Here is a 24,346-nt window from a genome sequence, read left to right as displayed (position 1 = left end):
ATCTTTTTAGCCGGCCCGTGGTAAGCGGGTCGACTCGGTATGCTTGCTTGTTTGGCCGCCTTAGCCTGACAACCCTGGAGTGTCTGGTTTGATTGTCTTCCGTTATCTGTCCCGCGAAGTCCTGTTGACCCTGAGTGCCGTGAGTGCGGTGTTGCTGGTCATCATCATGAGTGGTCGTTTCGTCAAGTTCCTGGCCCAAGCCGCCGCTGGCGCCCTGGATCCGGGCTCACTGTTCCTGATCATGGGCTACCGGATGCCCGGCATGCTCCAGTTGATCCTGCCGCTTGGCCTGTTTCTCGGCATATTGCTGGCCTATGGCCGGCTGTACTTGGAAAGCGAGATGACCGTGCTGTCGGCCACCGGCATGAGCCAGCAGCGCCTGCTGGCCATGACCATGGTGCCTGCCGCCGGTGTTGCCCTGGTGGTGGCCTGGTTGAGCATGAGCCTGGCGCCCCAGGGGGCCATGCAGTTCCAGCTGCTGCTGAACAAGCAGGATGCGATGACTGAGTTCGACACCCTCGAGCCCGGTCGCTTCCAGTCGCTCAGCGACGGTTCGCGGGTGACCTACACCGAAACCATGACCGACGACCGCTCCAACCTCGGCGGCGTGTTCATCTCCCAGAAGAACCTCGGTCAGAACCAGAAGGATCGGGGTATTTCGATTCTGGTGGCCGACAGCGGTCGCCAGGAAATCCGTCCCGATGGCAATCGCTACCTGATCCTGGAAAACGGCTACCGCTACGACGGCAGCCCTGGCCTGGCGGATTATCGGGCGATCAAGTACGACACCTATGGCGTCATGCTGCCCAAGGCCGAGATCAGTGACGAGGTCACCGACCGCGACGCACTGCCCACCTCATCGCTGTTCGGCAGCCCGGAGTTGCGCTCCATCGCCGAGTTGCAATGGCGCCTGTCCCTGCCGCTGCTGGTGTTTATCGTGACCCTGATGGCCGTGCCGCTGTCGCGCGTCAACCCGCGCCAAGGGCGTTTCCTCAAGTTGCTGCCAGCGATCCTGCTGTACATGGCCTACCTGACCATCCTGATTTCTGCCCGTGGTTCCCTGGAGAAGGGCAAGTTGCCACCGGCCTTGGGCCTGTGGTGGGTGCACGGGGTTTTCCTGATGATCGGCCTGGGGCTGCTTTACTGGGAACCTATCCGTTTGAAAATGAAGAGCCGTCGTGGCCTGAAGGAGTTGGCCCGTGGCTAAGCTTGATCGCTACATCGGCATTAGCGTACTGATCGCCATCCTGGCGGTACTGGGCATCATTCTCGGCCTGGCCTTGCTGTTCGCCTTCATTGATGAAGTGGGCAACGTTACTGACACTTACACAGTCACGGACGTGCTGAGCTACGTCGCACTGACCGCGCCGCGCCGCCTCTACGACATGATGCCAATGGCCGCGCTGATCGGCTGCCTGATCGGCCTGGGCACCCTGGCCAGCAACAGCGAGCTGACCATCATGCGCGCCGCCGGGGTTTCCATCGGCCGTATCGTCTGGGCGGTGATGAAGCCGATGCTGCTGCTGATGGCGTGCAGCGTGCTGATCGGTGAATACGTCGCGCCACCGGCCGAAGCCACCGCCCAGGCCAATCGCGCCCTGGCCCAGGGTTCGGGCGATGCGCAAAGCGCCAAGCACGGCCTGTGGCACCGCCAGGGTGACGAGTTCATCCACATCAACGCCGTGCAACCGGGTGGCCTGTTGATCGGGGTGACCCGCTACACCTTCGACAAAGAACGGCACATGTTGTCGTCCAGCTTCGCCAAGCGCGCGCAGTACAGTGGCGAGCAATGGCAACTGAGCGACGTCACCACCACGCACTTCCGTAACGTGGGCCAGGGCACCCAGTCCAGCACCGAAGTGGTCAACGTGCCGACCGAACAGTGGGATATCGCCCTCAAGCCGGAATTGCTCAATACCGTGGTCATGGTGCCGGAAGCCCTGCCGATCTCCGGTTTGTGGAGCTATATCCACTACCTCAAGGAGCAGGGTTTGAACAATGGCCGCTACTGGCTGGCGTTCTGGGTGAAAGTCTTGCAGCCGGTGGTTACCGCGGCCTTGGTGTTGATGGCGATCTCCTTCATTTTCGGGCCATTGCGTTCCGTGACCCTGGGCCAACGGGTATTTACCGGCGTGCTGGTGGGCTTCACCTTCCGCATCGCCCAGGACTTGCTTGGGCCGTCGAGCCTGGTATTCGGCTTCTCGCCGCTGTTTGCGGTGCTGGTGCCAACAGCTATTTGTGCCGTGGCCGGGTTCTGGCTGCTGCGCCGGGCGGGTTGAAGCCGCGCTCGCTAAATGCCACTCACTGTAGGAGCGAGCTTGCTCGCGAAAGTCTGCGAAACGCCGCGTTTATCCAGAATAAGCGCGTTATCGTTGGCGATTTTCGCGATCAAGCTCGCTCCTACAGTTTTAAGCCCCATTAAAGTGGGGCTTTTTTGTATTGGTCAGCAAAGATGACGTCTGGCCTGAGCATCAGGTACAATTCCCGGCTATTTTTCAGCGGGCAATCTGCCTGCAGCCTTTTTGAGTGTTGATCCGTGAGTGATTTGAGTCATATCCGCAATTTCTCCATCATCGCCCACATTGACCATGGCAAGTCGACGCTGGCCGATCGATTTATCCAGATGTGCGGCGGCCTTGCCGAGCGTGAAATGGAAGCCCAGGTACTGGATTCCATGGACCTCGAACGCGAGCGCGGGATCACCATCAAGGCCCACAGCGTCACGCTGTACTACAAGGCCAAAGACGGCATCACTTACCAACTGAACTTCATTGACACCCCTGGCCACGTTGACTTCACCTACGAAGTCAGCCGTTCGCTGGCGGCCTGTGAAGGTGCGTTGCTGGTGGTCGATGCCGGCCAGGGCGTCGAGGCGCAGTCGGTTGCCAACTGCTACACCGCGATCGAGCAGGGCCTGGAAGTCATGCCCGTGCTCAACAAGATCGACCTGCCCCAGGCCGAGCCTGAGCGCGTCAAGGAAGAGATTGAGAAGATCATCGGCATCGATGCCACCGACGCCGTCACCTGCAGCGCCAAGACCGGCCTGGGTGTCGACGAAGTGCTCGAACGTCTGGTGCACACCATTCCCGCGCCGACCGGCAACTACGAAGATCCGCTGCAAGCGTTGATCATCGACTCCTGGTTCGACAACTACCTGGGCGTTGTGTCCCTGGTGCGCGTGCGCCATGGCCGTGTGAAGAAGGGCGACAAGATCCTGGTCAAGTCCACTGGCAAGATCCACCTGGTGGACAGCGTCGGTGTATTCAACCCGAAACACACCGCGACCACTGATCTGAAAGCCGGTGAAGTAGGCTTCATCATCGCTGGCATCAAGGATATTCACGGTGCACCAGTGGGTGACACCCTGACCCTGAGCTCCACGCCAGACGTCGACGTGCTGCCCGGCTTCAAGCGCATCCAGCCACAGGTCTACGCCGGCCTGTTCCCGGTCAGCTCCGATGACTTCGAAGATTTCCGCGAAGCCCTGCAAAAACTGACCCTCAACGACTCGTCGTTGCAGTACACCCCGGAAAGCTCCGACGCCCTGGGCTTCGGCTTCCGTTGCGGGTTCCTGGGCATGCTGCACATGGAGATCATCCAGGAGCGCCTTGAGCGCGAATACGACCTGGACCTGATCACCACCGCGCCAACCGTTATTTTTGAGTTGCTGCTCAAAACCGGTGAAACGATTTACGTCGACAACCCCTCCAAGCTTCCGGACCTGTCGGCCATCGAAGACATGCGCGAGCCGATCGTGCGGGCCAATATCCTGGTACCGCAGGAACACTTGGGCAACGTCATTACCCTGTGTATCGAAAAGCGTGGCGTGCAGCGCGACATGCTGTTCCTCGGTACTCAGGTACAAGTGACCTACGATATGCCGATGAACGAAGTGGTCCTGGACTTCTTCGACCGTCTCAAGTCCACCAGTCGCGGCTATGCTTCGCTGGACTACCATTTCGATCGTTACCAATCGGCTAATCTGGTGAAACTGGATGTGCTGATCAACGGCGACAAGGTAGATGCCCTGGCACTGATCGTGCACAAGGACAACGCGCATTACAAAGGTCGCCAACTGACCGAGAAGATGAAAGAACTGATTCCGCGCCAGATGTTCGACGTCGCGATCCAGGCCGCCATCGGCGGGCAGATCATTGCACGGACTTCCGTCAAGGCTCTCAGAAAGAACGTACTGGCCAAATGCTACGGCGGTGACGTAAGCCGTAAGCGCAAACTGCTTGAGAAGCAAAAGGCCGGTAAAAAACGCATGAAGCAAGTAGGCAACGTGGAAGTTCCACAAGAAGCCTTCCTTGCGGTGCTCAGGTTGGATAGTTAGGTCCTATGTCACTAAATTTCCCGCTGTTGCTGGTCATTGCCGTTGCCGTCTGTGGTCTCCTGGCGTTGCTCGATCTGGTGTTCTTCGCCCCGCGTCGTCGGGCGGCCATCGCTTCCTATCAGGGCAGCGTCAGCCAGCCCGATGCGGTGGTGGTCGAGAAGCTGAACAAAGAGCCCTTGCTGGTTGAGTACGGCAAGTCGTTCTTCCCGGTGTTGTTCATCGTGCTGGTGTTGCGCTCGTTTCTGGTAGAGCCGTTCCAGATCCCTTCGGGGTCGATGAAACCCACGCTGGACGTGGGCGACTTCATCCTGGTGAACAAGTTTTCCTACGGCATTCGCCTGCCGGTGATCGACAAGAAAGTCATCCCCGTGGGTGACCCGCAGCGCGGTGATGTGATGGTGTTCCGCTACCCAAGCGACCCGAACGTCAACTACATCAAACGTGTGGTCGGCCTGCCGGGCGACGTGGTGCGCTACACCAGCGACAAGCGCCTGTTCATCAACGGTGAGTCGGTGGCCGAGAAGCTGCTGGGCGCCGAGCCGAATACCCTGGGCAGCGCCGAGCTGTACCAGGAAAAACTCGGCGCGGTGGAGCACCAAATCCGCAAGGAAATGAGCCGCTACCGCGCGATGCCGGATGGCCAGTGGAAAGTGCCTGCCGGGCACTACTTCATGATGGGCGACAACCGCGACAACTCCAACGACAGCCGCTACTGGGATGACCCCAACATTCCCAAGGACCTGCTGGGCATGGTGCCCGACGAGAACATTGTCGGCAAAGCCTTCGCGGTCTGGATGAGTTGGCCGGAACCCAAGCTCAGCCACCTGCCGAACTTCTCGCGGGTCGGGCTGATCAAGTAATACAAGCGGCGCTGTGAACACAGCGCCGAATGCTTTTCTGGGGCTTGGACATTTTCCGATGCCCGGTACCCATCAGGATTTGAATTTGAACACTGCGTCAATCGTCGATGGCCGCCGGTGCCATCAACTAGATATGGATAAACCGTGACCGTTTCTCTAAGTCGTCTCGAGCGTCAGCTCGGCTACACCTTCAAGGACCAGGAATTGATGGTCCTTGCCCTCACACATCGCAGCTTTGCAGGGCGCAATAACGAGCGCCTGGAATTCCTCGGTGACGCTATCCTCAATTTCGCCGCCGGCGAGGCGCTGTTCGAGCGCTTCCCCCAAGCGCGAGAAGGCCAGCTGTCGCGCCTGCGCGCACGCCTTGTGAAAGGCGAGACCCTGGCCGTGCTGGCCCGAGGCTTTGGCCTGGGCGAGTACCTGCGGCTGGGTTCCGGTGAGTTGAAAAGCGGCGGTTTCCGTCGCGAGTCAATCCTGGCTGATGCCCTGGAAGCCTTGATCGGTGCGATCTACCTCGATGCAGGCATGGAGACGGCCAAGGAGCGCGTTGTCGCCTGGCTGGCCTCGGAAATCGAAAGCCTGACGCTGGTAGATACCAACAAGGATCCCAAGACCCGCCTGCAAGAGTACCTGCAGTCCCGCGGTTGCGAACTGCCACGCTACGAAGTGGTGGATATCCAGGGCGAGCCCCATTGCCGGGTGTTCTTCGTGGAATGTGAAATCACTTTATTGAACGAAAAAAGCCGAGGTCAGGGTGTGAGCCGTCGTATTGCCGAACAGGTAGCGGCCGCTGCAGCACTGATTGCCCTGGGCGTGGAGAATGGCCATGACTGATTCAACCGCAACACGCTGTGGCTATGTTGCCATCGTCGGCCGCCCGAACGTGGGCAAGTCCACGCTGCTCAACCACATCCTCGGCCAGAAGCTCGCGATCACCTCGCGCAAGCCCCAGACCACCCGCCACAACATGCTGGGCATCAAGACCGAAGGCAACGTGCAAGCGGTGTATGTCGATACCCCTGGCATGCACAAAGGTGGCGAGAAAGCCCTGAACCGCTACATGAACAAGACCGCCTCGGCCGCGTTGAAAGACGTCGACGTGGTGATCTTCGTGGTCGACCGCACCAAGTGGACCGACGAAGACCAGATGGTCCTCGAGCGTGTGCAATACGTGACCGGCCCGTTGATCGTCGCGCTGAACAAGACCGACCGTATCGAAGACAAAGCCGAGCTGATGCCGCACCTGACCTGGTTGCAGGAGCAACTGCCGAACGCCCAGATCATGCCGATCTCAGCCCAGCACGGCCACAACCTCGAAGCCCTGGAGCGCGTGATCGCCGGTTACCTGCCGGAAAACGAGCACTTCTTCCCGGAAGACCAGATCACCGACCGCAGCAGCCGTTTCCTTGCCGCTGAACTGGTGCGTGAGAAAATCATGCGCCAGATGGGCGCCGAGCTGCCGTACCAGATCACCGTCGAAATCGAAGAGTTCAAGCAGCAGGGCAAGACCTTGCATATCCATGCGCTGATCCTCGTCGAACGTGACGGCCAGAAGAAAATCATCATTGGCGACAAGGGCGAGCGTATCAAGCGCATCGGCACCGAAGCGCGCAAGGATATGGAGTTGCTGTTCGACTCCAAGATCATGCTCAACCTGTGGGTGAAGGTGAAGGGTGGCTGGTCCGATGATGAGCGTGCGTTGCGCTCTCTGGGCTATGGCGACCTGTAACGGGTTGCACAGTGACTGGCGGGCTTGCTGTGGCGAGGGAGCTTGCTCCCGCTGGGCCGCGGAGCGGCCCCAACAAGGTCGACGAGGTTTTTCAGGTATAACTCGGTGGCTGCTAGAGGGGCTGCTTCGCAGCCCAGCGGGAGCAAGCTCCCCTCGTCACACAAGCGCTCTTCTTCTTTAGAGATTCCCCGTCTCATGTCGCAATCCCCACCCCCCAGCCAACCCGCCTACGTCCTGCACAGCCGCGCCTACCGCGAAACCAGTGCGTTGGTGGACTTCCTCACGCCCCAAGGCCGACTGCGCGCAGTCTTGCGCAGCGCACGGGGCAAGGCGGGTACCTTGGCGCGGCCGTTCGTGGCGCTGGACGTGGAGTTTCGCGGCAAGGGCGAGCTGAAAAACGTCGGCCGCCTGGAAAGCGTTGGCACCTCGGCCTGGCTGAATGGCGATGCGCTGTTCAGCGGCCTTTACCTCAATGAACTGCTGATTCGCCTGTTGCCCGCCGAAGACCCGCACCCGGCGGTCTTCGATCACTACGCTGCTACCTTGCTGGCCCTCGCTGAAGGCCGTCCGCTGGAGCCGCTGCTGCGCGCTTTCGAATGGCGCTTGCTCGACGACCTTGGCTACGGCTTCGAACTGGCCAACGACCTGCACGGGGAGCCCATCGCCGCCGATGGCATGTATCGCCTGCAAGTCGATGCGGGGCTTGAGCGTGTGTACCTGCTGCAGCCCGGCCTGTTTCAGGGCACCGAACTGCTGGCCATGAGTGAAGCCGACTGGCACGCTCCCGGTGCGCTGTCCGCCGCCAAGCGCCTGATGCGCCAGGCCCTGGCCGTGCACCTGGGCGGGCGGCCGCTGGTCAGTCGCGAGTTGTTTCGAAAGCCCTGACATCCCCGTGTATGCTGTGCACCGATTCTTTCCCTTTTCAGGAGCGCTTCCGTGACCACCAGCAATCGCATTCTTCTTGGCGTCAACATCGACCACGTCGCCACCCTGCGCCAGGCCCGGGGCACCCGTTACCCTGACCCGGTCAAGGCCGCGCTGGACGCCGAAGAAGCGGGCGCCGACGGCATCACCGTGCACCTGCGCGAAGACCGCCGTCACATCCAGGAGCGCGATGTGCTGCTGCTCAAGGACGTGCTGCAAACCCGCATGAACTTCGAAATGGGCGTCACCGAAGAAATGATGGCGTTCGCCGAGCGCATCCGCCCGGCGCATATCTGCCTGGTGCCCGAAACTCGTCAGGAACTGACCACCGAAGGTGGCCTCGACGTCGCCGGCCAGGAAGCGCGGATCAAGGCCGCGGTGGAGCGCCTGTCGCGGATCGGCAGCGAAGTCTCGCTGTTTATCGACGCCGACGAACGCCAGATCGAAGCCTCCCGCCGTGTTGGCGCCCCGGCGATCGAGTTGCACACTGGCCGTTATGCCGATGCCACCACGCCGACCGAAGTGGCCGACGAACTGCAACGCATCATCGACGGCGTGAACTGCGGGCTCAACGAAGGCTTGATCGTCAATGCCGGCCATGGCTTGCATTACCACAACGTCGAAGCCGTGGCTGCGATCAAGGGCATCAACGAACTGAACATCGGCCATGCGCTGGTCGCGCACGCGCTTTTCGTCGGTTTCAAAGGCGCCGTGGCCGAGATGAAAGCCCTGATTTTGGCTGCTGCCAAGCCCTGATCGCACATTAACCTGTAGGAGCGAGCTTGCTCGCGAAGGTCGTTAACGATGACGCGGGGAGTCTGGCTCTCCGAGTTGTTCTCAGGTCTTTCGCGAGCAAGCTCGCTCCTACAGGTTTGTGCCGTCTTTCATCTGTGCGGCAATGCGAAGCCTTACTGTTTAGCCGACGCAGGTGTATCGTATCAGCCCTTTGCGGGCCCTTGGCCTGCGGCAGATACGCGAGGTTGTTGTGTCCCGATCCTTTTCCCGTCGACAAATCCTGGGTGGTCTTGCTGGCCTGGCCGTAGTAGGCGTCGGTGTCGGCGGTGGCTACCGCTACTGGCTGGGGAAAGTCGCTGAGTCCGAGGCGGGGCACGATTACGAGCTGATCGCCGCGCCCCTGGACGTAGAGTTGGTACCGGGGCACAAGACCCAGGCCTGGGCGTTCGGCCCATCGGCGCCGGGCACCGAGTTGCGGGTGCGCCAAGGCGAATGGCTGCGGGTGCGCTTTATCAACCATCTGCCAGTCGCCACTACCATCCACTGGCACGGCATCCGCCTGCCGCTGGAAATGGACGGCGTGCCCTACGTCTCGCAATTGCCGGTGCTGCCTGGCGAATACTTCGACTACAAATTCCGCGTGCCCGATGCCGGCAGCTACTGGTATCACCCTCACGTGAGCAGCAGCGAAGAACTCGGCCGTGGCCTCGTCGGCCCGTTGATCGTGGAAGAGCGCGAACCCACCGGTTTCCAGTACGAGCGCACCTTGAGCCTGAAGAACTGGCACATCGACGAAGAGGGCGCATTTGTCGAGTTCAGTATCCCCCGTGAAGCGGCGCGTGGCGGCACGGCCGGGCGCCTCTCGACTATCAACGGCGTGCCCCAGGCGGTGATCGACCTGCCGGCTGGGCAAATCACCCGCGTGCGCCTACTCAACCTCGACAACACCCTGACTTATCGCCTCAATATTCCTGGCGTCGAAGCGCAGATCTATGCCCTGGACGGTAACCCCATCGAGCCGCGCCCGTTGGGCAAGGAATATTGGCTGGGCCCGGGCATGCGCATTTGCCTGGCGATCAAGGCGCCACCGGCGGGCGAAGAACTGTCGCTGCGCAACGGCCCGGTGCGCCTTGGCACCTTCCGCTCTGTCGCCAATACCGACGCGCCTACCGCATGGCCACCGGCATTGCCGGCCAACCCGGTTGCCGAGCCAGACCTGGCCAATGCCGAGAAACTCAACTTCAATTTCGAATGGGTCGGCTCAGTGTCGGTCAACGTCGAAAACGGCAAGCCGCCGAGCCTGTGGCAGATCAACGGCCAGGCCTGGGACATCACCGACAAGACCTGCGCCGACCGCCCCATTGCCAAGCTGGAGAAGGGCAAGAGTTACATTTTCGAATTGAAGAACATGACCCAATACCAGCACCCGATCCACCTGCACGGCATGAGCTTCAAGGTGCTTGCGTCCAACCGCCACAAGGTGATCCCGTATTTCACCGACACCTACCTGCTGGGCAAGAACGAACGCGCCCGCGTGGCCTTGGTGGCGGATAACCCAGGGGTGTGGATGTTCCATTGCCATGTGATCGACCACATGGAAACCGGCCTGATGGCCGCCATCGAGGTGGCGTGATGCGCCAGATTCGTCCCGCCGCGATTATCGACCGCAGCCGCGACCAGGACTTTATGCGCGAAGCCCTGGCGCTCGCCGCCCAAGGCGCTGCATTGGGCGAAGTGCCGGTGGGTGCGGTGCTGGTGCAGGACGGTGAAATCATCGGCCGCGGCTTCAACTGCCCCATCAGTGGCAACGACCCCAGCGCCCATGCCGAAATGGTCGCGATCCGCGCCGCTGCACAAGCGATCAGCAACTATCGGCTGGTGGGCAGCACGCTGTATGTGACGCTGGAACCGTGCAGCATGTGCGCGGGTTTGATCGTGCATTCGCGGGTTGCGCGGGTGGTGTATGGCGCGCTGGAGCCGAAGGCGGGCATCGTGCAAAGCCAGGGGCAGTTTTTTACCCAGGGTTTTCTTAACCATCGGGTGTTGTTTGAAGGCGGGGTATTGGCCGAGGAGTGTGGGGCTGTACTGAGCGAGTTCTTCAAAGCCCGACGAGCTAAACCGTGATGATCGTTCCCACGCTCTGAGTGGGAACGCAGCACAGGACGCTCTGCGTCCCAAAGCGTGACGTAGAGCGTCACAAGAGGCATTCCCACGCAGAGCGTGGGAACGATCATAGTGGTGTCATTTACGAGCGATGATCACCGCCCGCATCGGCGCCGGCAGCCCTTCAATGGTCTTGCTGTGATCCTCAGGGTCCAGGAAATCACTCAGCGACTGATACTTCATCCACTGCGTTCCACGCTGCTCCTCAACCGTGGTCACGCTCACATCCACGCACCGCACATCACTGAACCCGGCCCGGCGCAGCCACAGCATCAACGCCGGTACCGAAGGCAGGAACCACACGTTGCGCATCTGGGCGTAACGGTCTTCTGGCACCAGCACTTGTTGTTGGTCGCCTTCCACCACCAATGTTTCCAACACCAACTCGCCGCCCTTGACCAGGGTGTCCTTCAACGCCAGCAAATGCTCGATGGGCGAGCGGCGGTGGTAGAACACGCCCATGGAAAATACCGTGTCAAAGCCTTCCAGGTTCGCCGGCAAGTCTTCGAACGGGAACGGCAAGTGCCAGGCCTTGGGCTCGGACAAGTAGCGCTGCACCGCCTGGAACTGGCAGAAGAACAGCCAGTTGGGGTCCACGCCAATCACGCTGTCGGCCCCGGCGCCGAGCATGCGCCACATGTAGTAGCCGTTGCCGCAGCCCACATCGAGGATACGCTTGCCTTTGAGGTCCAGGTGCGGCGCGACCCGCGACCACTTCCAGTCCGAACGCCACTCGGTGTCCACATGCACGCCGAACAGGTGGAACGGGCCTTTGCGCCAGGGGCTCAGCCCCATCAGCGCCGTGTGCATCTGTGCGCGGGTGGCGTCGTCGCAATCGGTGTCCAGCGCCAGGCCGTTGAGCAAATCTACGCTGTTGGGCTGGATCTTCGGCAATGCATCCAAGGCGCTCTGCCAGCGCTCCAGGTCGCCATGGCCTTTTTCCATCTTGCTATCGAGTTGCGCTTGCAGGCCCTGGGCCCACACGGCCAAAGGAGTGCCGACCAGGTGGCGGGCGAGGGGGGACAAATCAATCATGGCAAGGCAATCAACGAGGCAAAGTTAAGACACTGGAACCACGGCACGACTTTCGAGAACCCGGCCGCCAGCAGGCGTTCGCGGTGTTCTTCGAGGCTGTCGGGCTTCATGACGTTTTCGATGGCGCTGCGCTTCTGGGCGATTTCCAGCTCGCTGTAGCCGTTGGCGCGCTTGAAGGCGATATGCAGGTCGGTCAGCAGCGCGTGTTCATCAACATCGTTGAAGCGCAGCTTTTCCGAGAGGATCAATGCCCCGCCCGGCAGCAACGCCTGGCGAATGCGCCCAAGCAACGCCAAGCGCTCCTGGGGGGCGATAAATTGCAGGGTGAAGTTCAGGGCCACCACCGAGGCGGGCTTGAATTGCAGGGCGAGGATATCGCCCTCGATCACCTCCACGGGCAGCAGCTCCTGGAACATCGAGTCCTGGCCATTGAGGTATTCGCGACAGCGCTCGACCATCGCGGCGGAGTTGTCCACGGCGATCACCCGGCAACCCTCGGTGCGTACATGGCGGCGCAGGGCTTGGGTCACGGCCCCCAGGGAAGAGCCCAGGTCATACAGCACGCTATGGGGCTGGGCAAATTGCGAGGCCAGTACGCCGAGGTTCTCGACGATGGTGGGGTAACCCGGCACCGAGCGCTTGATCATGTCCGGGAACACCCGCACCACATCCTCGTTAAAGGCGAAGTCCGGCACCTGGGGCAGGGGCTGGGCGAATAGGCGATCGGGTTCTTTGCTCACGGCTGTTCCGGCGACGGTGGGGGAAAGGCCGGCATTTTAGCCAAGTTGGCCCTCGGATGCGCGGGTTGTCTGATGGAAAGCCGAGGCGGTGATGCCCCACTGCCCGAGCCAGTAAGTGGCGATCAGCAAATACGGCGCTGCCTCGAACGCCAGCACAAACCGATTGATGCCGATCAGCGCGTCGGAAACCACAAACGACACCGCACCCGCCGCCGCCAGCCACGCTGAACGCTTGGGCACCTCGCTGCCCAGTCGCGCCAACGCACGCCAGAGCATGGCGCTGATCACCAGCGCGTAAACCACCACCGGTATCAGCAGTTCACCGAGGCCGTGGGAGATCAGGATGCTCAGCAAGATTGCGCCCAATCCGAGGGCCAGCACCAGCGGCAGCAGCGCCAAGCGCCGACAGTCACTGAAATAAGCTTTGAGATAAGCCAAATGCGCGAACAGAAACGCGCCCAGGCCAAAGATAAACAGGTCGCCTGGCCAGGCAAGTAACACGTCGCCCACCACGGAAAAAATCAACCCCAGGCTGATCCAGCGTCGATACTCGGTGGGCGGCGCGTCATGCAGCCAACCCAGCAGCGCCAGCACCGGCAGCGGCTTGACCAGCAGGCACAGCAGCGTTGCATGGGTCGCCAGGCCGTAGACAAAGGTGCCGGCGCCCATCAAGGCAAGGATCAGCCAGGGCATATCAGTTCACCGTAATGGCGCAGTCAAAGGTTTCGACAGGTTCGGCCTCCTGCTCCCAAGGTTGCTGGGATGTCAGGCGCAAACGCCCTTGCCCTGCGGCAAACGCCTGGAAGCGCCAGGTGGACTGGCCGCCACCGCCGATCACGCCGGACTCGGTGCTGCTGTAGACCTCGGGGCTCAAGGCGCGCAACACGCCGCCGGCGGAGTCCTGGATGGCCCAGCGGTAACCGGTGGTGGGGTTGCTGGGCAGGGTGAGGATCAGGTTTTGCCCGTTTTTAAGCTGGAGCGGGCAGGCGCTCTGGTTGTCCACGCTGACGTTTTGCTTGGGGGCACTGGCGCATGCGGCCAGCAAGACAAGGCTCAAGGGGAGAAGCAGGCGGGCAGCGGTCATGAAGGCTCCGTTAATACACGACGAAGGGGGAGCATAACCGAAGATGAGACAAGGTGTGACAAGGAGGGGTTTGCGTTGGCCGATCGTTCCCACGCGTGGGAACGTTGCCTTGGACGCTCCGCGTCCGCTTTGTGACGCGGAGCGTCACGGGATGTATTCCCACGCAGAGCGTGGGAATGATCAGGTCTGGATATTTCTCAGAAGAGCACCTTCGCCACATCCGCAAACCGCTTGGCAAAGTGCACCGTCATCCCTTCCTTCAAATAGTCCGGCAACTCTTCAAAGCTGCCACGGTTGGGCTCCGGCAAGATCAACTCGTGAATCTTCTGGCGCCGCGCCGCAATCACCTTCTCGCGCACCCCGCCAATCGGCAGTACATGCCCGGTCAAGGTCAGTTCGCCGGTCATCGCCACGCCTTTTTTCGGCGGTTGGTTGCGGGCCAAGGACAGCAACGCACTGGCCATGGTCACGCCGGCACTCGGGCCGTCTTTCGGCGTGGCGCCTTCCGGCACGTGCAAGTGCACGAAGGCTTCGTCGAAGAACTTCGCATCGCCGCCAAACGACTTCAGGTTGGAACTGATGTAGCTGTAGGCGATTTCGGCGGACTCTTTCATCACTTCACCCAACTGCCCGGTGAGCTTGAAGCCGCGGTTGAGCGTGTGGATGCGCGTCGCTTCGATCGGCAAGGTGGCGCCGCCCATGCTGGTCCACGCCAGGCCGGTAATCACGCCGGTGCCGGACAGCACTTGCTCATTACGGAATACCGGCATGCCCAGGGAGCTTTCCAGGTCCTTGTTGCCGATCTTGATCACCGAGTCCGGCTCATCCAGCAGTTTTACCACCGCCTTGCGCACCAGCTTGCCCAGCTGTTTCTCCAACTGACGCACGCCGGCCTCTCGCGCATAACCGTCGATCAAGGCGCGCAAGGCACCGTCGGTGATGGTCAGGCTGTTTTTGGCCACGCCGGCTTTTTCCAACTGCTTGGGCCACAAGTGGCGCTTGGCGATGGCGACTTTTTCTTCGGTGATATAGCCCGACAGGCGAATCACTTCCATGCGGTCCAGCAATGGACCGGGGATTGAGTCCAGGGTGTTGGCGGTGCACACGAACAGCACTTTGGACAGGTCCAGGCGCAGGTCCAGGTAATGGTCGAGGAATTCGACGTTCTGCTCCGGGTCCAGGGTTTCGAGCAGCGCCGACGCCGGGTCGCCCTGGAAGCTCTGGCCCATCTTGTCGATCTCGTCGAGCATGATCACCGGGTTCATCACTTCCACGTCTTTCAACGCCTGCACCAGCTTGCCAGGCAGGGCGCCGATGTAGGTGCGCCGGTGGCCCTTGATCTCGGCCTCGTCGCGCATGCCGCCAACACTGAAGCGATAGAACGGCCGCCCCAGGGATTCGGCGATGGACTTGCCCACACTCGTCTTGCCCACGCCCGGCGGGCCTACCAGCAATACGATGGAACCGGCGACTTCGCCCTTGTAGGCGCCCACCGCTAGGAATTCGAGGATGCGGCTCTTGATGTCATCCAGGCCCGCATGGTGCTTGTCGAGCACTTTGCGCGCGTGCTTGAGGTCTAGCTTGTCTTCTCCGTACACGCCCCACGGCACCGAGGTGGCCCAGTCCAGGTAGTTGCGCGTGACGGCGTATTCCGGCGAACCGGTTTCCAGGATCGACAGTTTGTTCAGTTCTTCATCAATGCGTTTTTTCGCTTGCGCCGGCAGCACTTTGCCTTGCAGGCGCTGTTCGAACTGTTCGACATCGGCGCTGCGATCGTCCTTGGTCAGGCCCAGCTCCTGCTGGATGACCTTGAGTTGTTCCTTGAGGAAGAACTCACGCTGGTGCTCGCCGATCTTGCGGTTTACCTCGGCGGAGAGTTCTTTTTGCAGGCGCGCGACTTCCACCTCTTTGCGCAGCATCGGCAGCACTTTTTCCATGCGCTTGAGCATGGGCACGCAGTCCAGCACTTCCTGCAGTTCATTACCTGTCGCCGAGGTGAGGGCGGCGGCAAAGTCGGTGAGCGGCGACGGATCGTTGGGGCTGAAGCGGTTGAGGTAGTTCTTCAACTCTTCGCTGTACAGCGGGTTGAGGGGCAGCAGTTCCTTGATCGCATTGATCAGCGCCATGCCGTAGGCCTTGACCTCATCGGTCGGCTCGCTGGGCTGGTGCGGGTATTCGACTTCCACCAGGTAAGGTGGGCGGTGGTGCTTGAGCCAGGTCTTGATGCGCACGCGGGTCAGGCCCTGGGCGACGAACTGCAGCTTGCCGTTCTCGCGGCTGGCGTGGTGCACCTTCACCAGGGTGCCGTACAGCGGCAGGGCGGAGGTGTCGAAGTGCCGTGGGTCTTCGGGCGGCGTGTCCATGAAAAACAGCGCAAGGGAATGGTGGTCGGATTTGCTCACCAGCTCCAGGGTTTCGGCCCAGGGTTCTTCATTGACGATCACCGGCAACACTTGTGCCGGAAAAAACGGCCGGTTGTGGATCGGGATGATGTAGACCTTGTCCGGCAGGTTTTGCCCAGGCAGGGCCAGGCCAGTATTGGACGAGGCGGTTTCAGCGTTTTCGGGGTCGGCGTAATCGTTGAGGTCGTAATCTGGAAATTCTTGCTGGTCGCTCATGGGGCACCTGCATCAGTAAGTATGCAGGTTAGATGGGGCGGGGTTGCGGTGGTTTCAATGGGGGGGCGTCGTTAGCAACAATTTGCATGAAATAACGGGAGGGTTGCGGTCAACGTACTTTACCCCTCCGCTTTTCGAACTGATCGTCAATAATGTGACGGCTAGACCCAGCTTTTATTGGGTTTACTTATCCCCAGTCCCAGCTAACCTGCTTTAATAAAATTCCCCATAAAAAAGGATGTTTTTTTGACGCCGGTTAGCAGTCGGCAGGGACGCGTATGACACAAGGAAAGCACGGCCAAGAGCGACGAGCGCGGCCCGAGGGCGCGGCCATGCACTGGCGCCACACGTTTCAGACCCGCATAGCCGGGGTGCTGGCGCTGTTGTTGCTGGTGGTCGTGGCCGCCACCTATTTTGCCGTGCACGCTGCCACCACCCGTGCGGTGGAGAATCAGGCCGACGTACAGTTGAACACCGGGCGGCAGGTGTTCGAGCGCCTGCTGGACCTGCGCGGGCGGCGCTTGCAGTACGGGTTGGACTGGCTGACCGCCGATGGGCCGTTCAAGCAGGCGGTGGCCGGCGGCCGGACGGTGCCGATCCTGGAGGCCCTGGGCACCCATGGCACCGGGGTCAGTTCCAGCGAAGTGGTGGTGCTGGGCCTGGATGACAGGGTCATGGTCAGTACCCTGCTGGTGCAGACGCGGGGCCAGTTGTTCCCGTATGCCGATGCCTTGCGCAAGGCGCGGCGCAGCGGCCAGCAAATGTTGATCGTCGCCATGGCCGGGCGCCCCTATTTGCTGGTGCAAAAAGATGTGCTCGGGCCTGTGCCGATCGCACGCGTGGTCATGGGCTTTCCCATGGACACGCAATTCGCCCATGAACTGCGCTCCATGAGCAATCTGGAGGTGTCGTTCCTCAGTGTGCAGGACGGCCATCTCGGTCAGCTGTTCACCACCCACCCTGGCAATTGGCGCCCAAGCATTATCAACCTCTTGCATGGCACGCAGGTCGATCCTGAGGCGAAGATCCAGCTGTTCCATGGCCAGCGTGTGCTCAGCCAAGTGTTGCCCTTGGCCAACAGCGGCGAAGGCGATGAAGTGCGCGTGTTGCTGCAAAGCCCGCTGGACCATGCGCTGGAATCCTTCGCGCCGCTGGACCGGCAGTTCATGGGGATTGCCCTGGCGGTGCTGCTGGTCTCGCTGGCGGTGGCATTATTCCTGGCGCGGCGAGTGTCACGCCCGCTCAATGCGCTGGTGCAAGCCGCTGAACGGATCGGGGCCGGTGACTACCGCACCCCGGTGCGGGTGCGCAGCCACGACGAGTTCGGCCTGCTGGCGCGGGCGTTCAATGCCATGCAAAGCGGCATCGCCCTGCGCGAACGGCAACTGGCCCACAATGCCTTGCATGACCCGCTCACCGGATTGCCCAACCGTGCCTTGGCCATGGAGCGCCTGGGCAGTGCGATCAGCGCACGGCGGTCGGTGGTGTTGCTGTACGTGGGGATTGAAAACTACCGAGTCATCAACGAAGGGTTTGGCCCCGAAGGTGTCGAGCACATGTTGTGCGAGGCCAGCCGCTGCTTGTCCAGCAGCCTGTTGGCCAGCGACACCGCCGCGCGCATCGCCGGCAGTGAGTTTCTGTTGTTGCTGGAAAACACCGAGATCGACTCTGCCGTGGCCCGCGCCGACCAGTTGCATGGGGCGTTGACCGAACCCCTGCGCATCGGTAATGACGAAGTGCGCCATGAAGTGAGCATCGGCATCGCCGCGTACCCTGCTGATGGGCAGCAGGTGGAAGAGTTGATCAACCGCGCGGCCATCGCCCGGCACGACGCGGCCAACCTGCCGGGGCATTTGCAGATCTACCAACCGGACCGCGACCTCGCCCACCAACGCCAGATCACCCTGATTCGCGACTTGCGCCGCGCCGTGATCGAAGGCGAGTTGTTCCTGTGCTACCAGCCCAAGCTCGACCTGCGGCACGGCCATGTGAGCCAGGCCGAAGCCTTGCTGCGCTGGCAACACCCGACGCTGGGGCAAGTGTCTCCCGGGGAGTTCATTCCTTTGGCCGAACGCACTGGCAGCATGGGTGCCCTGACCCTGTGGGTGATCGAGGAAGCCATCCGCCAGATTGCCGAATGGGCGCAGCGTGGGCTGGTTATCCAGCTGTCGGTGAATATCTCCGTGAACGACTTGGCGGATGATGACTTGGCCATTCGCGTCACTGCGTTATTGGCCCAATACCACGTGGGCGCCGAGCATTTGATTTTCGAGATTACCGAGAGCGCCATCATGCACAACCCGCAGCAGGCCCTCAGCGTGCTGGAGCAGTTGCGCAATTGCGGGATCAGCCTGTCGGTGGATGATTTCGGCACCGGTTACTCGTCCCTCGCCCAATTGCAGCGCCTACCGGTGCAAGAGCTGAAGATCGACCAGTCCTTTGTGCGCAACCTCGACAGCACCAGCGGCGACGGCGTGATCGTGCGCTCCACCATCGAGATGAGCCATAGCCTGGGGCTCAAGGTGGTCGCCGAGGGCGTGGAGTTCGAACACAGCCTCACCTTGCTCAAACGCTGGAACTGCGACACGGCCCAGGGCTACCTGATCAGCCGGCCGCTCAATGCCATGGCGTTCGAGCGGTGGATGCGGCGTGAGCAGGTGCCAACCTAGACAGTTTGACTGTGGCGAGGGAGCTTGCTCCCGCTGGAGTGCGAAGCGCTCCCAGGATTTTCGGGCCGCTGCGCAGCCCAGCGGGAGCAAGCTCCCTCGCCACAGGGGGGGCTACTTTGGCTGCGTTCAAGCGACCAGGGCTTGCAATCGCACCCACAACCTTTGGACATGCTGATGCTCGGTGCCCAGCGCGCCGATGGACACCCTCACCATCCAGCGCTCATCGAGGATGGCGGGGGTGACGTAGGCATCGCCTGACTGGTTGAGTTTTTCTGCCCAGGCTCGCGTGTGATGGTCCAGTGCCTGGCCTTCCAAACCCGGCGGTTCATGGCGAATGCACAGGGTTTGCAAGGCGGGCGTGGCCACCAGTGTCCAGTGCTCAGTGGCTTCGATCTGCTCTGCCAGCCAGCGCGCATTGGCCAGGTCTCGCCGCAACCGCGCTTGCAGGCCGCTGACGCCTTGCTCGCGTATCAGGAACCACAACTTCAAGGCGCGGAAACGGCTGCCCAGGGAGATCCGCCAGTCACGGTAGTTTCGCACTTGGCCGTCTGCGCTGGACTGCAGGTAACTCGGGTTGGTGGTCATGATGCGAATCAAATGCTCGGGGTCGCGCACGAAGTACACCGAGCAATCGAAGGCCGCGCCCAGCCATTTGTGCGGGTTGAGCACTAGGGAGTCAGCCTTTTCGATGCCATCCCATAAGGCCCGGCATTCCGGCAGGATCATCGCGGCGCCGGCCATGGCCGAGTCCACATGCAGCCACAGGCCGTAGCGTTGGGTGAGGTCGCCAATGGCCTCCAGGGGGTCGATCGCCATGGCGGCCGTGGTGCCGGTGGTGGCAATCACCACGCAGGGCGTGTTACCGGCGGCCAGGTCCTGTTCGATGGCGTGCGCCAGTACCTGGGGCGACATCGCATTGTGTGCGTCGGTGGCGATGGTGCGGATATGGTTCTGGCCGAACCCGGCCAGGATCGCCGCCTTGTTGACCGAGCTATGGGCATGGGCTGAGGTGTAGACGATCAGGGGCGCGCTGCTGTTTTGCAGGCCGTTGTGCATCAGCGCGTAATCGGAGCTGCGTTCCCGGGCGCTGATAAGCGCCACCAGCGTGGAGGTGGACGCAGAGTCCTGGATCACACCGCTCCACGTGTTGCCCAGGCCGAGCATGTCGCGCAGCCAGTCAGTGGTGACTTCCTCTATTTCGGTGAGAGCCGGACTGGATTGCCAGGACAACCCAATCACACCCAGGCCGGTGCTCAGGCAATCGCCCAGCACTGAGGACAGTTCCACATTGGAAGGGAAGAACCCGAAGAAACTGGGATGCTGCCAATGCAGCAAGCCGGGCATGATCAGTTTTTCGACGTCGCCCATGATCTGTTCGAACGGTTCGGCGGTGTCAGGCGGGCTGGCCGGCAGGGCAGCTTTGATCTAGCCAGGTCGGGTGGTGGGCTGCACGCCGCGTTGTTCGATGTTCTGTCGGTAGTCTGCAATCAGGTCGATCATGGCATAGCCATGTTGGCGGAATTCTTCGGGGGTCATAGATAAACGTCCATGTGCACGAGCAATAAAAGTATTAGCACCAGAAGTAAAACGGTTCGCCGGGGGTATAGCCGATAAACGACTGCATGCTGACGCGTTTTCCCGAATCGAACCCGCAGATGGCGTGGGGGCGGCGGGTATTGATGAGCACCAATTCGTTCTTGCGTGGGCGGATGCGCAGCGGTTTTTGTAAACACTGTTCGGGCAGTTGGGCACCCTCGAAGCGCTTGACCTCGTCATAGCTAAAGGCTTGGGTATCCCAGATGATCAACTCGCCCTCCGAAGGCGGTGTTTGCAGGTAGATATTGGCGCTGAATTGATGCTGCAGTTCAGCGATTGTGCGGGGCAGGCAATCCACATGGGGCACCGTTTCCGAGAGGTGCGCCGTCTCCGGGAACATGACGCGGATGATCCCGCAAAACATCGCTCGGCCCTGGAACGCAGCGGCTGTTGCACCTTGCGGCCAGAGCGCCTGGAACTGTTCCATCAGCTGTTGAATGGGCGGTTTTTGCGGCGCACAGAGGCTGTCGATAAGGCCGCGCATACGGGCCGCGTCTGCATAATATTTTTCTTGGGCGTCACCGCCGGCGGCCTTGCCGTACGTGGAGTTGAACGGGGTGCCCCAGCGATGCACACCATAGAAGTGCTGAACGACGCGCCCCTCTTCGTAGGTTTCATGGCCGTAGTGTTCCAGGGTGGCGGTGTCGTCGATGGCCTGAATCAACCGTGCGCTGGTGTTCGCGTTGGCAAACTCAGGTACGCGAATGGCGAGCACTTCGCCACTGATGAGTTTTTTCAAACTGGCAGTATTGAGGTGTTCAAGCTCCAGGATTTTTGTGGGGGTGGAAAGAATTGGTTTTGTAGCGACATGGTCCGTCATGCAATGAAGCTCCCTTTAAAGTTTTATCCGTACGCCTTTTGTATTACGCAGGGCGTGCGCACTAAATTAGTTTTAAAGGGTTGAGGGGAAACGCTGGGGCATTATCAGCAGGCAAAAAAAAAGCGGCTGCCCGTTCGGGCCGCCGCTTTTTTACCGCCAGCGCTACTTAATCCGGCAGTTTGAACGCCATTACATAATCACCCTGCTTGGTCCCCAGGGAACCGTGACCGCCCGCCATGACCAGCACGTATTGCTTGCCGTCCTTGCCGGTGTAGGTCATCGGGGTGGTTTGCGCGCCTGCAGGCAGGCGGCCTTCCCACAGTTGCTTGCCGTTTTTCACGTCATAGGCACGCAGGTACTGGTCCAGGGTGCCGCTGAGGAACGCGACGCCACCGGCGGTGGTGAACGTACCACCCAGGCTAGGCACGCCCATGGTCAGTGGGATTGGAACCGGCGAGCTGTCACGCACGGTGCCGTTCTTGTGCATCCAGATGGTCTGGTGGGTGGTCAGGTCGACCGCCGCCACGTAGCCCCAGGCCGGTGCCTGGCACGGCAGGCCCATCGGCGACAGCAGTGCTTCAAGGATCACACCATACGGGGCGCCTTTGTTCGGCTGCACGCCTTCGGTTTCGCTGACGCGTGGGCCTTGCTTGGCAATGTCGGCAGCCGGGATCAGCTTCGATTTGAACGCCATGTAGCTTGGGTTCACGAAGGCGATCTGGCGCACCGGGTCAACCGAGATACCGCCCCAGTCGAACACGCCGAAGTTGCCTGGGTACACGATCGAACCTTGCAGGGACGGCGGGGTGAACGGGCCGTCGTAGCGCATGGATTTGAAATCGATCCGGCACAGCATCTGATCGAACGGTGTCACGCCCCACATGTCGCGTTCTTTCAACGGCGGCGGCATGAAGTTCAGGTCGGACTTGGGTTGGGTAGGGGAGGTGCGGTCGCCCGCCACTGCGCCCTGTGGCACCGGGATTTCATTGACGGGCACCACTGGCTGGCCAGTGGCGCGGTCCAGCACGTAGATGCTGCCTTGCTTGGTCGACGCCATCACCGCTTGCTTCACGCCCGCAGCGGTCTTGATGTCGATCAGCGAAGGCTGGCCGCCCACGTCCATGTCCCACAGGTCGTGGTGGGTGAACTGGAAGGTCCACTTCACGTGGCCGGTGTCGATGTCCAGGGCGGTCAGGCCCGCGGCGTACTTCTCGGACTCATCGGTACGGTCGCCGCCGTACTGGTCGGGCATCTGGTTGCCCATCGGCAGGTAGAGCATGCCGAGTTTTTCATCCACGGCGAACATGGACCACATGTTCGGCGAGTTGCGGGTGTAGGTCTTGCCCTCGGCCAACGGTGTGGTGTCGTCCGGGTTGCCGCTGTCCCAGTTCCACACCAGCTTGCCGGTGTGCACGTCGAACGCGCGGATCACGCCGCTTGGCTCGTCGATGGAAACGTTGTCGGTCACGTGACCGCCGATCACGACCAGGTTCTTGGTCACGGCCGGTGGCGACGTGGAGTAGTAACCGCCTGGGGCGAAGCTACCGATGTTGGCACGCAGGTCGACCTGACCTTTGTCACCGAAGTCTTCGCACATCTTGCCGGTGTCGGCGTTCAGGGCGATCAGACGGGTGTCGGCAGTCGGCACGAAGATGCGTTTCGGGCAGGCATTCGGTGCGGCGGCCGGGCTGGCAGTGCCAGTCGGGCTCTGCTCGGAAGCGTAGGCAGCGTCATCGTGGTACGACACGCCACGGCAGGTCATGTGCGCCCAACCTTTGAAGCTCTCAGCACCCTGGGTGGTGATCTTCGGGTCGAAACGCCAGATTTCCTTGCCGGTATCCGGGTCCAGGGCAATCACTTGGCTGTGCGGTGTGCACACGTAGAGCATGCCATTGACTTTCAGCGGGGTATTTTCGGCGGTGGTTTCACCGGGATCGCCTGGGCCAGGGATGTCGCCAGTGCGATAAGTCCACGCCGGCACCAGCTTATGGGCATTCTCCGGGGTGATCTGTGCCAGTGGCGAGTAACGATCACCAAAGGCCGAACGGCCATAGGAGTTCCAGTCGCCATCGGCCTGGGTTGGCGCAGCGCTGGCCATACCCGGCACCGCGTCGCGGTCCAGTTGGCCGGTCTTGACCATTTCACCTGGGTTGGTGAATTGGCTGGCCAGGGCGGTCGCGCCCGCCAGCACCACGGCAACGCTCAGCGCGCCAGTGCCCAGCGGTGCGGCTTGGCCACGCAGCAATGGCCGACGAAACCACGGCAGCAGCATGACGATGCCGAGGGCGAACAGCAGGGCCAGACGCGGCACCAGTTGCCACCAGTCCAGGCCCACTTCCCACAGGGCCCACACGGTGCTGGCAAACAACACCAGTGCATACAGGCCCAGCGCGGCGCGGCGAGTGGCCAGCAGCAATACGCCGGTCACGGCAATGCCGATACCGGCCAGCAGGTAGTACAGCGACCCGCCGAGCATACTCAGCTTGACGCCACCGGCCAGCAAGGCCAGCCCCATGATCAGCAGCAAGACCCCCAGCAGCCTGGGCAACAGGCGGCTTGGGCTTGAGGCACCATCAGTGCTCATAGTGTGTTTCTCCGTTACGTTGGAATTATGTAACCCCGTGCTTCACTCACTGTAGATGACGATTCGGCTCGGGCTTGGTTCATCGTTATTTTTGGTTTTTTCTGTGGATAACCGGGTTATCCACAGGCGGGCAATCAACCCCCCTGGCGCAGGTCGATTCAAGACAGCGCTGTCTTTGTGCAGGAAGAAATTCGGCAAAGGGAGTCGACCGGGAGGTGAAGCGTTTCAGATTGTTGCGAAGGATAATGCGGCGGGGCGTTTTGAGAAAGGGTGAATCGCAAGATGCATCATTTCAGTTTCGGTAACAGTGACAGATAGTCGCTGCAAAAATAGCCTGATGGCAGGCTCTATCTCTGTAGGAGCGAGCTTGCTCGCGAAAAACTCACAGGCGCCGCGTTTATTCAGGAAGCGCGCGTTATCGTTGGCGTTTTTCGCGAGCAAGCTCGCTCCTAC

19 protein-coding genes and 2 pseudogenes are annotated in these 24,346 nt (G+C 61.2%); 12 read left to right on the top strand and 9 right to left on the bottom strand.

The window, feature by feature from the left end:
* Positions 1-88: 88 nt before the first annotated feature.
* The 11 genes and pseudogenes from lptF to tadA all read left to right on the top strand — a co-directional run bounded on the left by lptF (position 89) and on the right by tadA (position 10,708).
* Positions 89-1,207 (top strand): LPS export ABC transporter permease LptF, encoded by a 1,119-nt coding sequence (gene lptF, locus HU730_RS07295; protein ID WP_034128657.1) that lies wholly within the window; start codon positions 89-91, stop codon positions 1,205-1,207.
* The gene (lptG, locus tag HU730_RS07290; RefSeq protein ID WP_003188851.1) at positions 1,200-2,279 is read left to right on the top strand and encodes an LPS export ABC transporter permease LptG; all 1,080 of its coding nucleotides are present in this window, start codon (positions 1,200-1,202) and stop codon (positions 2,277-2,279) included. The genes lptF and lptG overlap by 8 nt, the downstream gene beginning before the upstream one ends.
* Before the next feature lie 257 nt (positions 2,280-2,536).
* Positions 2,537-4,336: a translation elongation factor 4 gene (gene lepA / locus HU730_RS07285; protein ID WP_032877619.1), complete on the top strand. Its 1,800-nt coding sequence runs from the start codon at positions 2,537-2,539 to the stop codon at positions 4,334-4,336.
* A gap of 5 nt (positions 4,337-4,341) precedes the next feature.
* Positions 4,342-5,196: a signal peptidase I gene (lepB, locus tag HU730_RS07280; RefSeq protein ID WP_003188855.1), complete on the top strand. Its 855-nt coding sequence runs from the start codon at positions 4,342-4,344 to the stop codon at positions 5,194-5,196.
* Between the two features lie 144 nt (positions 5,197-5,340).
* Positions 5,341-6,030: a ribonuclease III gene (gene rnc, locus HU730_RS07275; RefSeq protein WP_003188856.1), complete on the top strand. Its 690-nt coding sequence runs from the start codon at positions 5,341-5,343 to the stop codon at positions 6,028-6,030.
* The gene (era, locus tag HU730_RS07270; RefSeq protein WP_005785147.1) at positions 6,023-6,925 is read left to right on the top strand and encodes a GTPase Era; all 903 of its coding nucleotides are present in this window, start codon (positions 6,023-6,025) and stop codon (positions 6,923-6,925) included. The genes rnc and era overlap by 8 nt, the downstream gene beginning before the upstream one ends.
* 195 nt (positions 6,926-7,120) lie before the next feature.
* A complete protein-coding gene (recO, locus tag HU730_RS07265) occupies positions 7,121-7,810 on the top strand; it encodes a DNA repair protein RecO (RefSeq protein WP_034128656.1) in 690 nt (229 codons plus the stop codon).
* Positions 7,811-7,861: 51 nt separating this feature from the next.
* A complete protein-coding gene (pdxJ, locus tag HU730_RS07260; RefSeq protein WP_032893404.1) occupies positions 7,862-8,605 on the top strand; it encodes a pyridoxine 5'-phosphate synthase in 744 nt (247 codons plus the stop codon).
* 26 nt (positions 8,606-8,631) lie between these two features.
* Positions 8,632-8,718: pseudogene (locus HU730_RS26620) on the top strand (outer membrane lipoprotein carrier protein LolA); the annotation flags it as partial.
* 116 nt (positions 8,719-8,834) lie between these two features.
* A complete protein-coding gene (locus tag HU730_RS07255; protein WP_060763777.1) occupies positions 8,835-10,217 on the top strand; it encodes a multicopper oxidase family protein in 1,383 nt (460 codons plus the stop codon).
* A complete protein-coding gene (gene tadA / locus HU730_RS07250; protein WP_034128654.1) occupies positions 10,217-10,708 on the top strand; it encodes a tRNA adenosine(34) deaminase TadA in 492 nt (163 codons plus the stop codon). The genes HU730_RS07255 and tadA overlap by 1 nt, the downstream gene beginning before the upstream one ends.
* A gap of 117 nt (positions 10,709-10,825) precedes the next feature.
* Here tadA and cmoB read toward each other — a convergent pair whose 3' ends face one another.
* From cmoB to lon, 5 genes are all read right to left on the bottom strand, one after another.
* Entirely contained in the window at positions 10,826-11,782 is a 957-nt protein-coding gene (gene cmoB / locus HU730_RS07245) for a tRNA 5-methoxyuridine(34)/uridine 5-oxyacetic acid(34) synthase CmoB (RefSeq protein ID WP_060763775.1), read from the bottom strand.
* Positions 11,779-12,522 carry a carboxy-S-adenosyl-L-methionine synthase CmoA gene (gene cmoA / locus HU730_RS07240; RefSeq protein ID WP_186526461.1) on the bottom strand — a complete coding sequence of 248 codons (744 nt, stop codon included), beginning with the start codon at positions 12,520-12,522 and terminating at the stop codon, positions 11,779-11,781. The genes cmoB and cmoA overlap by 4 nt, the downstream gene beginning before the upstream one ends.
* A 36-nt stretch (positions 12,523-12,558) precedes the next feature.
* A complete protein-coding gene (locus HU730_RS07235; protein ID WP_186526462.1) occupies positions 12,559-13,215 on the bottom strand; it encodes a lysoplasmalogenase in 657 nt (218 codons plus the stop codon).
* Position 13,216: 1 nt separating this feature from the next.
* Positions 13,217-13,606, bottom strand: a complete 390-nt coding sequence (locus tag HU730_RS07230) for a protease inhibitor I42 family protein (RefSeq protein ID WP_186526463.1) — start codon at positions 13,604-13,606, stop codon at positions 13,217-13,219.
* Between the two features lie 197 nt (positions 13,607-13,803).
* Entirely contained in the window at positions 13,804-16,224 is a 2,421-nt protein-coding gene (lon, locus tag HU730_RS07225) for an endopeptidase La (protein ID WP_096143395.1), read from the bottom strand.
* Between the two features lie 332 nt (positions 16,225-16,556).
* On the opposite strand from lon, the gene HU730_RS07220 reads away from it, so the two are divergent.
* On the top strand, positions 16,557-18,893 hold the full coding sequence (locus tag HU730_RS07220) for a bifunctional diguanylate cyclase/phosphodiesterase (RefSeq protein WP_186526464.1): 2,337 nt from the start codon (positions 16,557-16,559) through the stop codon (positions 18,891-18,893).
* A 126-nt stretch (positions 18,894-19,019) separates the two neighbouring features.
* On the opposite strand, the pseudogene HU730_RS07215 reads toward HU730_RS07220, so the two are convergent.
* The 4 genes and pseudogenes from HU730_RS07215 to HU730_RS07200 all read right to left on the bottom strand — a co-directional run bounded on the left by HU730_RS07215 (position 19,020) and on the right by HU730_RS07200 (position 24,334).
* A pseudogene (locus HU730_RS07215) lies at positions 19,020-20,429 on the bottom strand (pyridoxal-dependent decarboxylase).
* A gap of 34 nt (positions 20,430-20,463) precedes the next feature.
* The gene (locus HU730_RS07210; RefSeq protein ID WP_186526465.1) at positions 20,464-21,309 is read right to left on the bottom strand and encodes a 2OG-Fe(II) oxygenase; all 846 of its coding nucleotides are present in this window, start codon (positions 21,307-21,309) and stop codon (positions 20,464-20,466) included.
* A 166-nt stretch (positions 21,310-21,475) separates the two neighbouring features.
* Complete coding sequence (locus HU730_RS07205; protein WP_034127999.1) at positions 21,476-23,893, bottom strand: glucose/quinate/shikimate family membrane-bound PQQ-dependent dehydrogenase; 2,418 nt, start codon at positions 23,891-23,893, stop codon at positions 21,476-21,478.
* 225 nt (positions 23,894-24,118) lie between these two features.
* Positions 24,119-24,334 (bottom strand): hypothetical protein, encoded by a 216-nt coding sequence (locus HU730_RS07200; protein ID WP_089041319.1) that lies wholly within the window; start codon positions 24,332-24,334, stop codon positions 24,119-24,121.
* Positions 24,335-24,346: the final 12 nt, after the last annotated feature.

Source organism: Pseudomonas sp. SWRI22, from assembly GCF_014268395.2.
GTDB classification, from domain to species: domain Bacteria; phylum Pseudomonadota; class Gammaproteobacteria; order Pseudomonadales; family Pseudomonadaceae; genus Aquipseudomonas; species Aquipseudomonas paracarnis.
Note: the sequence above shows the minus strand (reverse complement) of the source record. Positions and strands in the feature narration are given on the sequence as shown.

Excerpts from the sequence above, each read along its gene's own strand:
- lepB (WP_003188855.1), top strand. The coding sequence starts at position 4,342 with ATGTCACTAAATTTCCCGCTGTTGCTGGTCATTGCCGTTGCCGTCTGT.
- era (WP_005785147.1), top strand. The coding sequence starts at position 6,023 with ATGACTGATTCAACCGCAACACGCTGTGGCTATGTTGCCATCGTCGGC.
- recO (WP_034128656.1), top strand. The coding sequence starts at position 7,121 with ATGTCGCAATCCCCACCCCCCAGCCAACCCGCCTACGTCCTGCACAGC.
- tadA (WP_034128654.1), top strand. The coding sequence starts at position 10,217 with ATGCGCCAGATTCGTCCCGCCGCGATTATCGACCGCAGCCGCGACCAG.
- cmoB (WP_060763775.1), bottom strand. The coding sequence starts at position 11,782 with ATGATTGATTTGTCCCCCCTCGCCCGCCACCTGGTCGGCACTCCTTTG.
- HU730_RS07235 (WP_186526462.1), bottom strand. The coding sequence starts at position 13,215 with ATGCCCTGGCTGATCCTTGCCTTGATGGGCGCCGGCACCTTTGTCTAC.
- HU730_RS07230 (WP_186526463.1), bottom strand. The coding sequence starts at position 13,606 with ATGACCGCTGCCCGCCTGCTTCTCCCCTTGAGCCTTGTCTTGCTGGCC.
- lon (WP_096143395.1), bottom strand. The coding sequence starts at position 16,224 with ATGAGCGACCAGCAAGAATTTCCAGATTACGACCTCAACGATTACGCC.
- HU730_RS07220 (WP_186526464.1), top strand. The coding sequence starts at position 16,557 with ATGCACTGGCGCCACACGTTTCAGACCCGCATAGCCGGGGTGCTGGCG.
- HU730_RS07210 (WP_186526465.1), bottom strand. The coding sequence starts at position 21,309 with ATGACGGACCATGTCGCTACAAAACCAATTCTTTCCACCCCCACAAAA.
- HU730_RS07205 (WP_034127999.1), bottom strand. The coding sequence starts at position 23,893 with ATGAGCACTGATGGTGCCTCAAGCCCAAGCCGCCTGTTGCCCAGGCTG.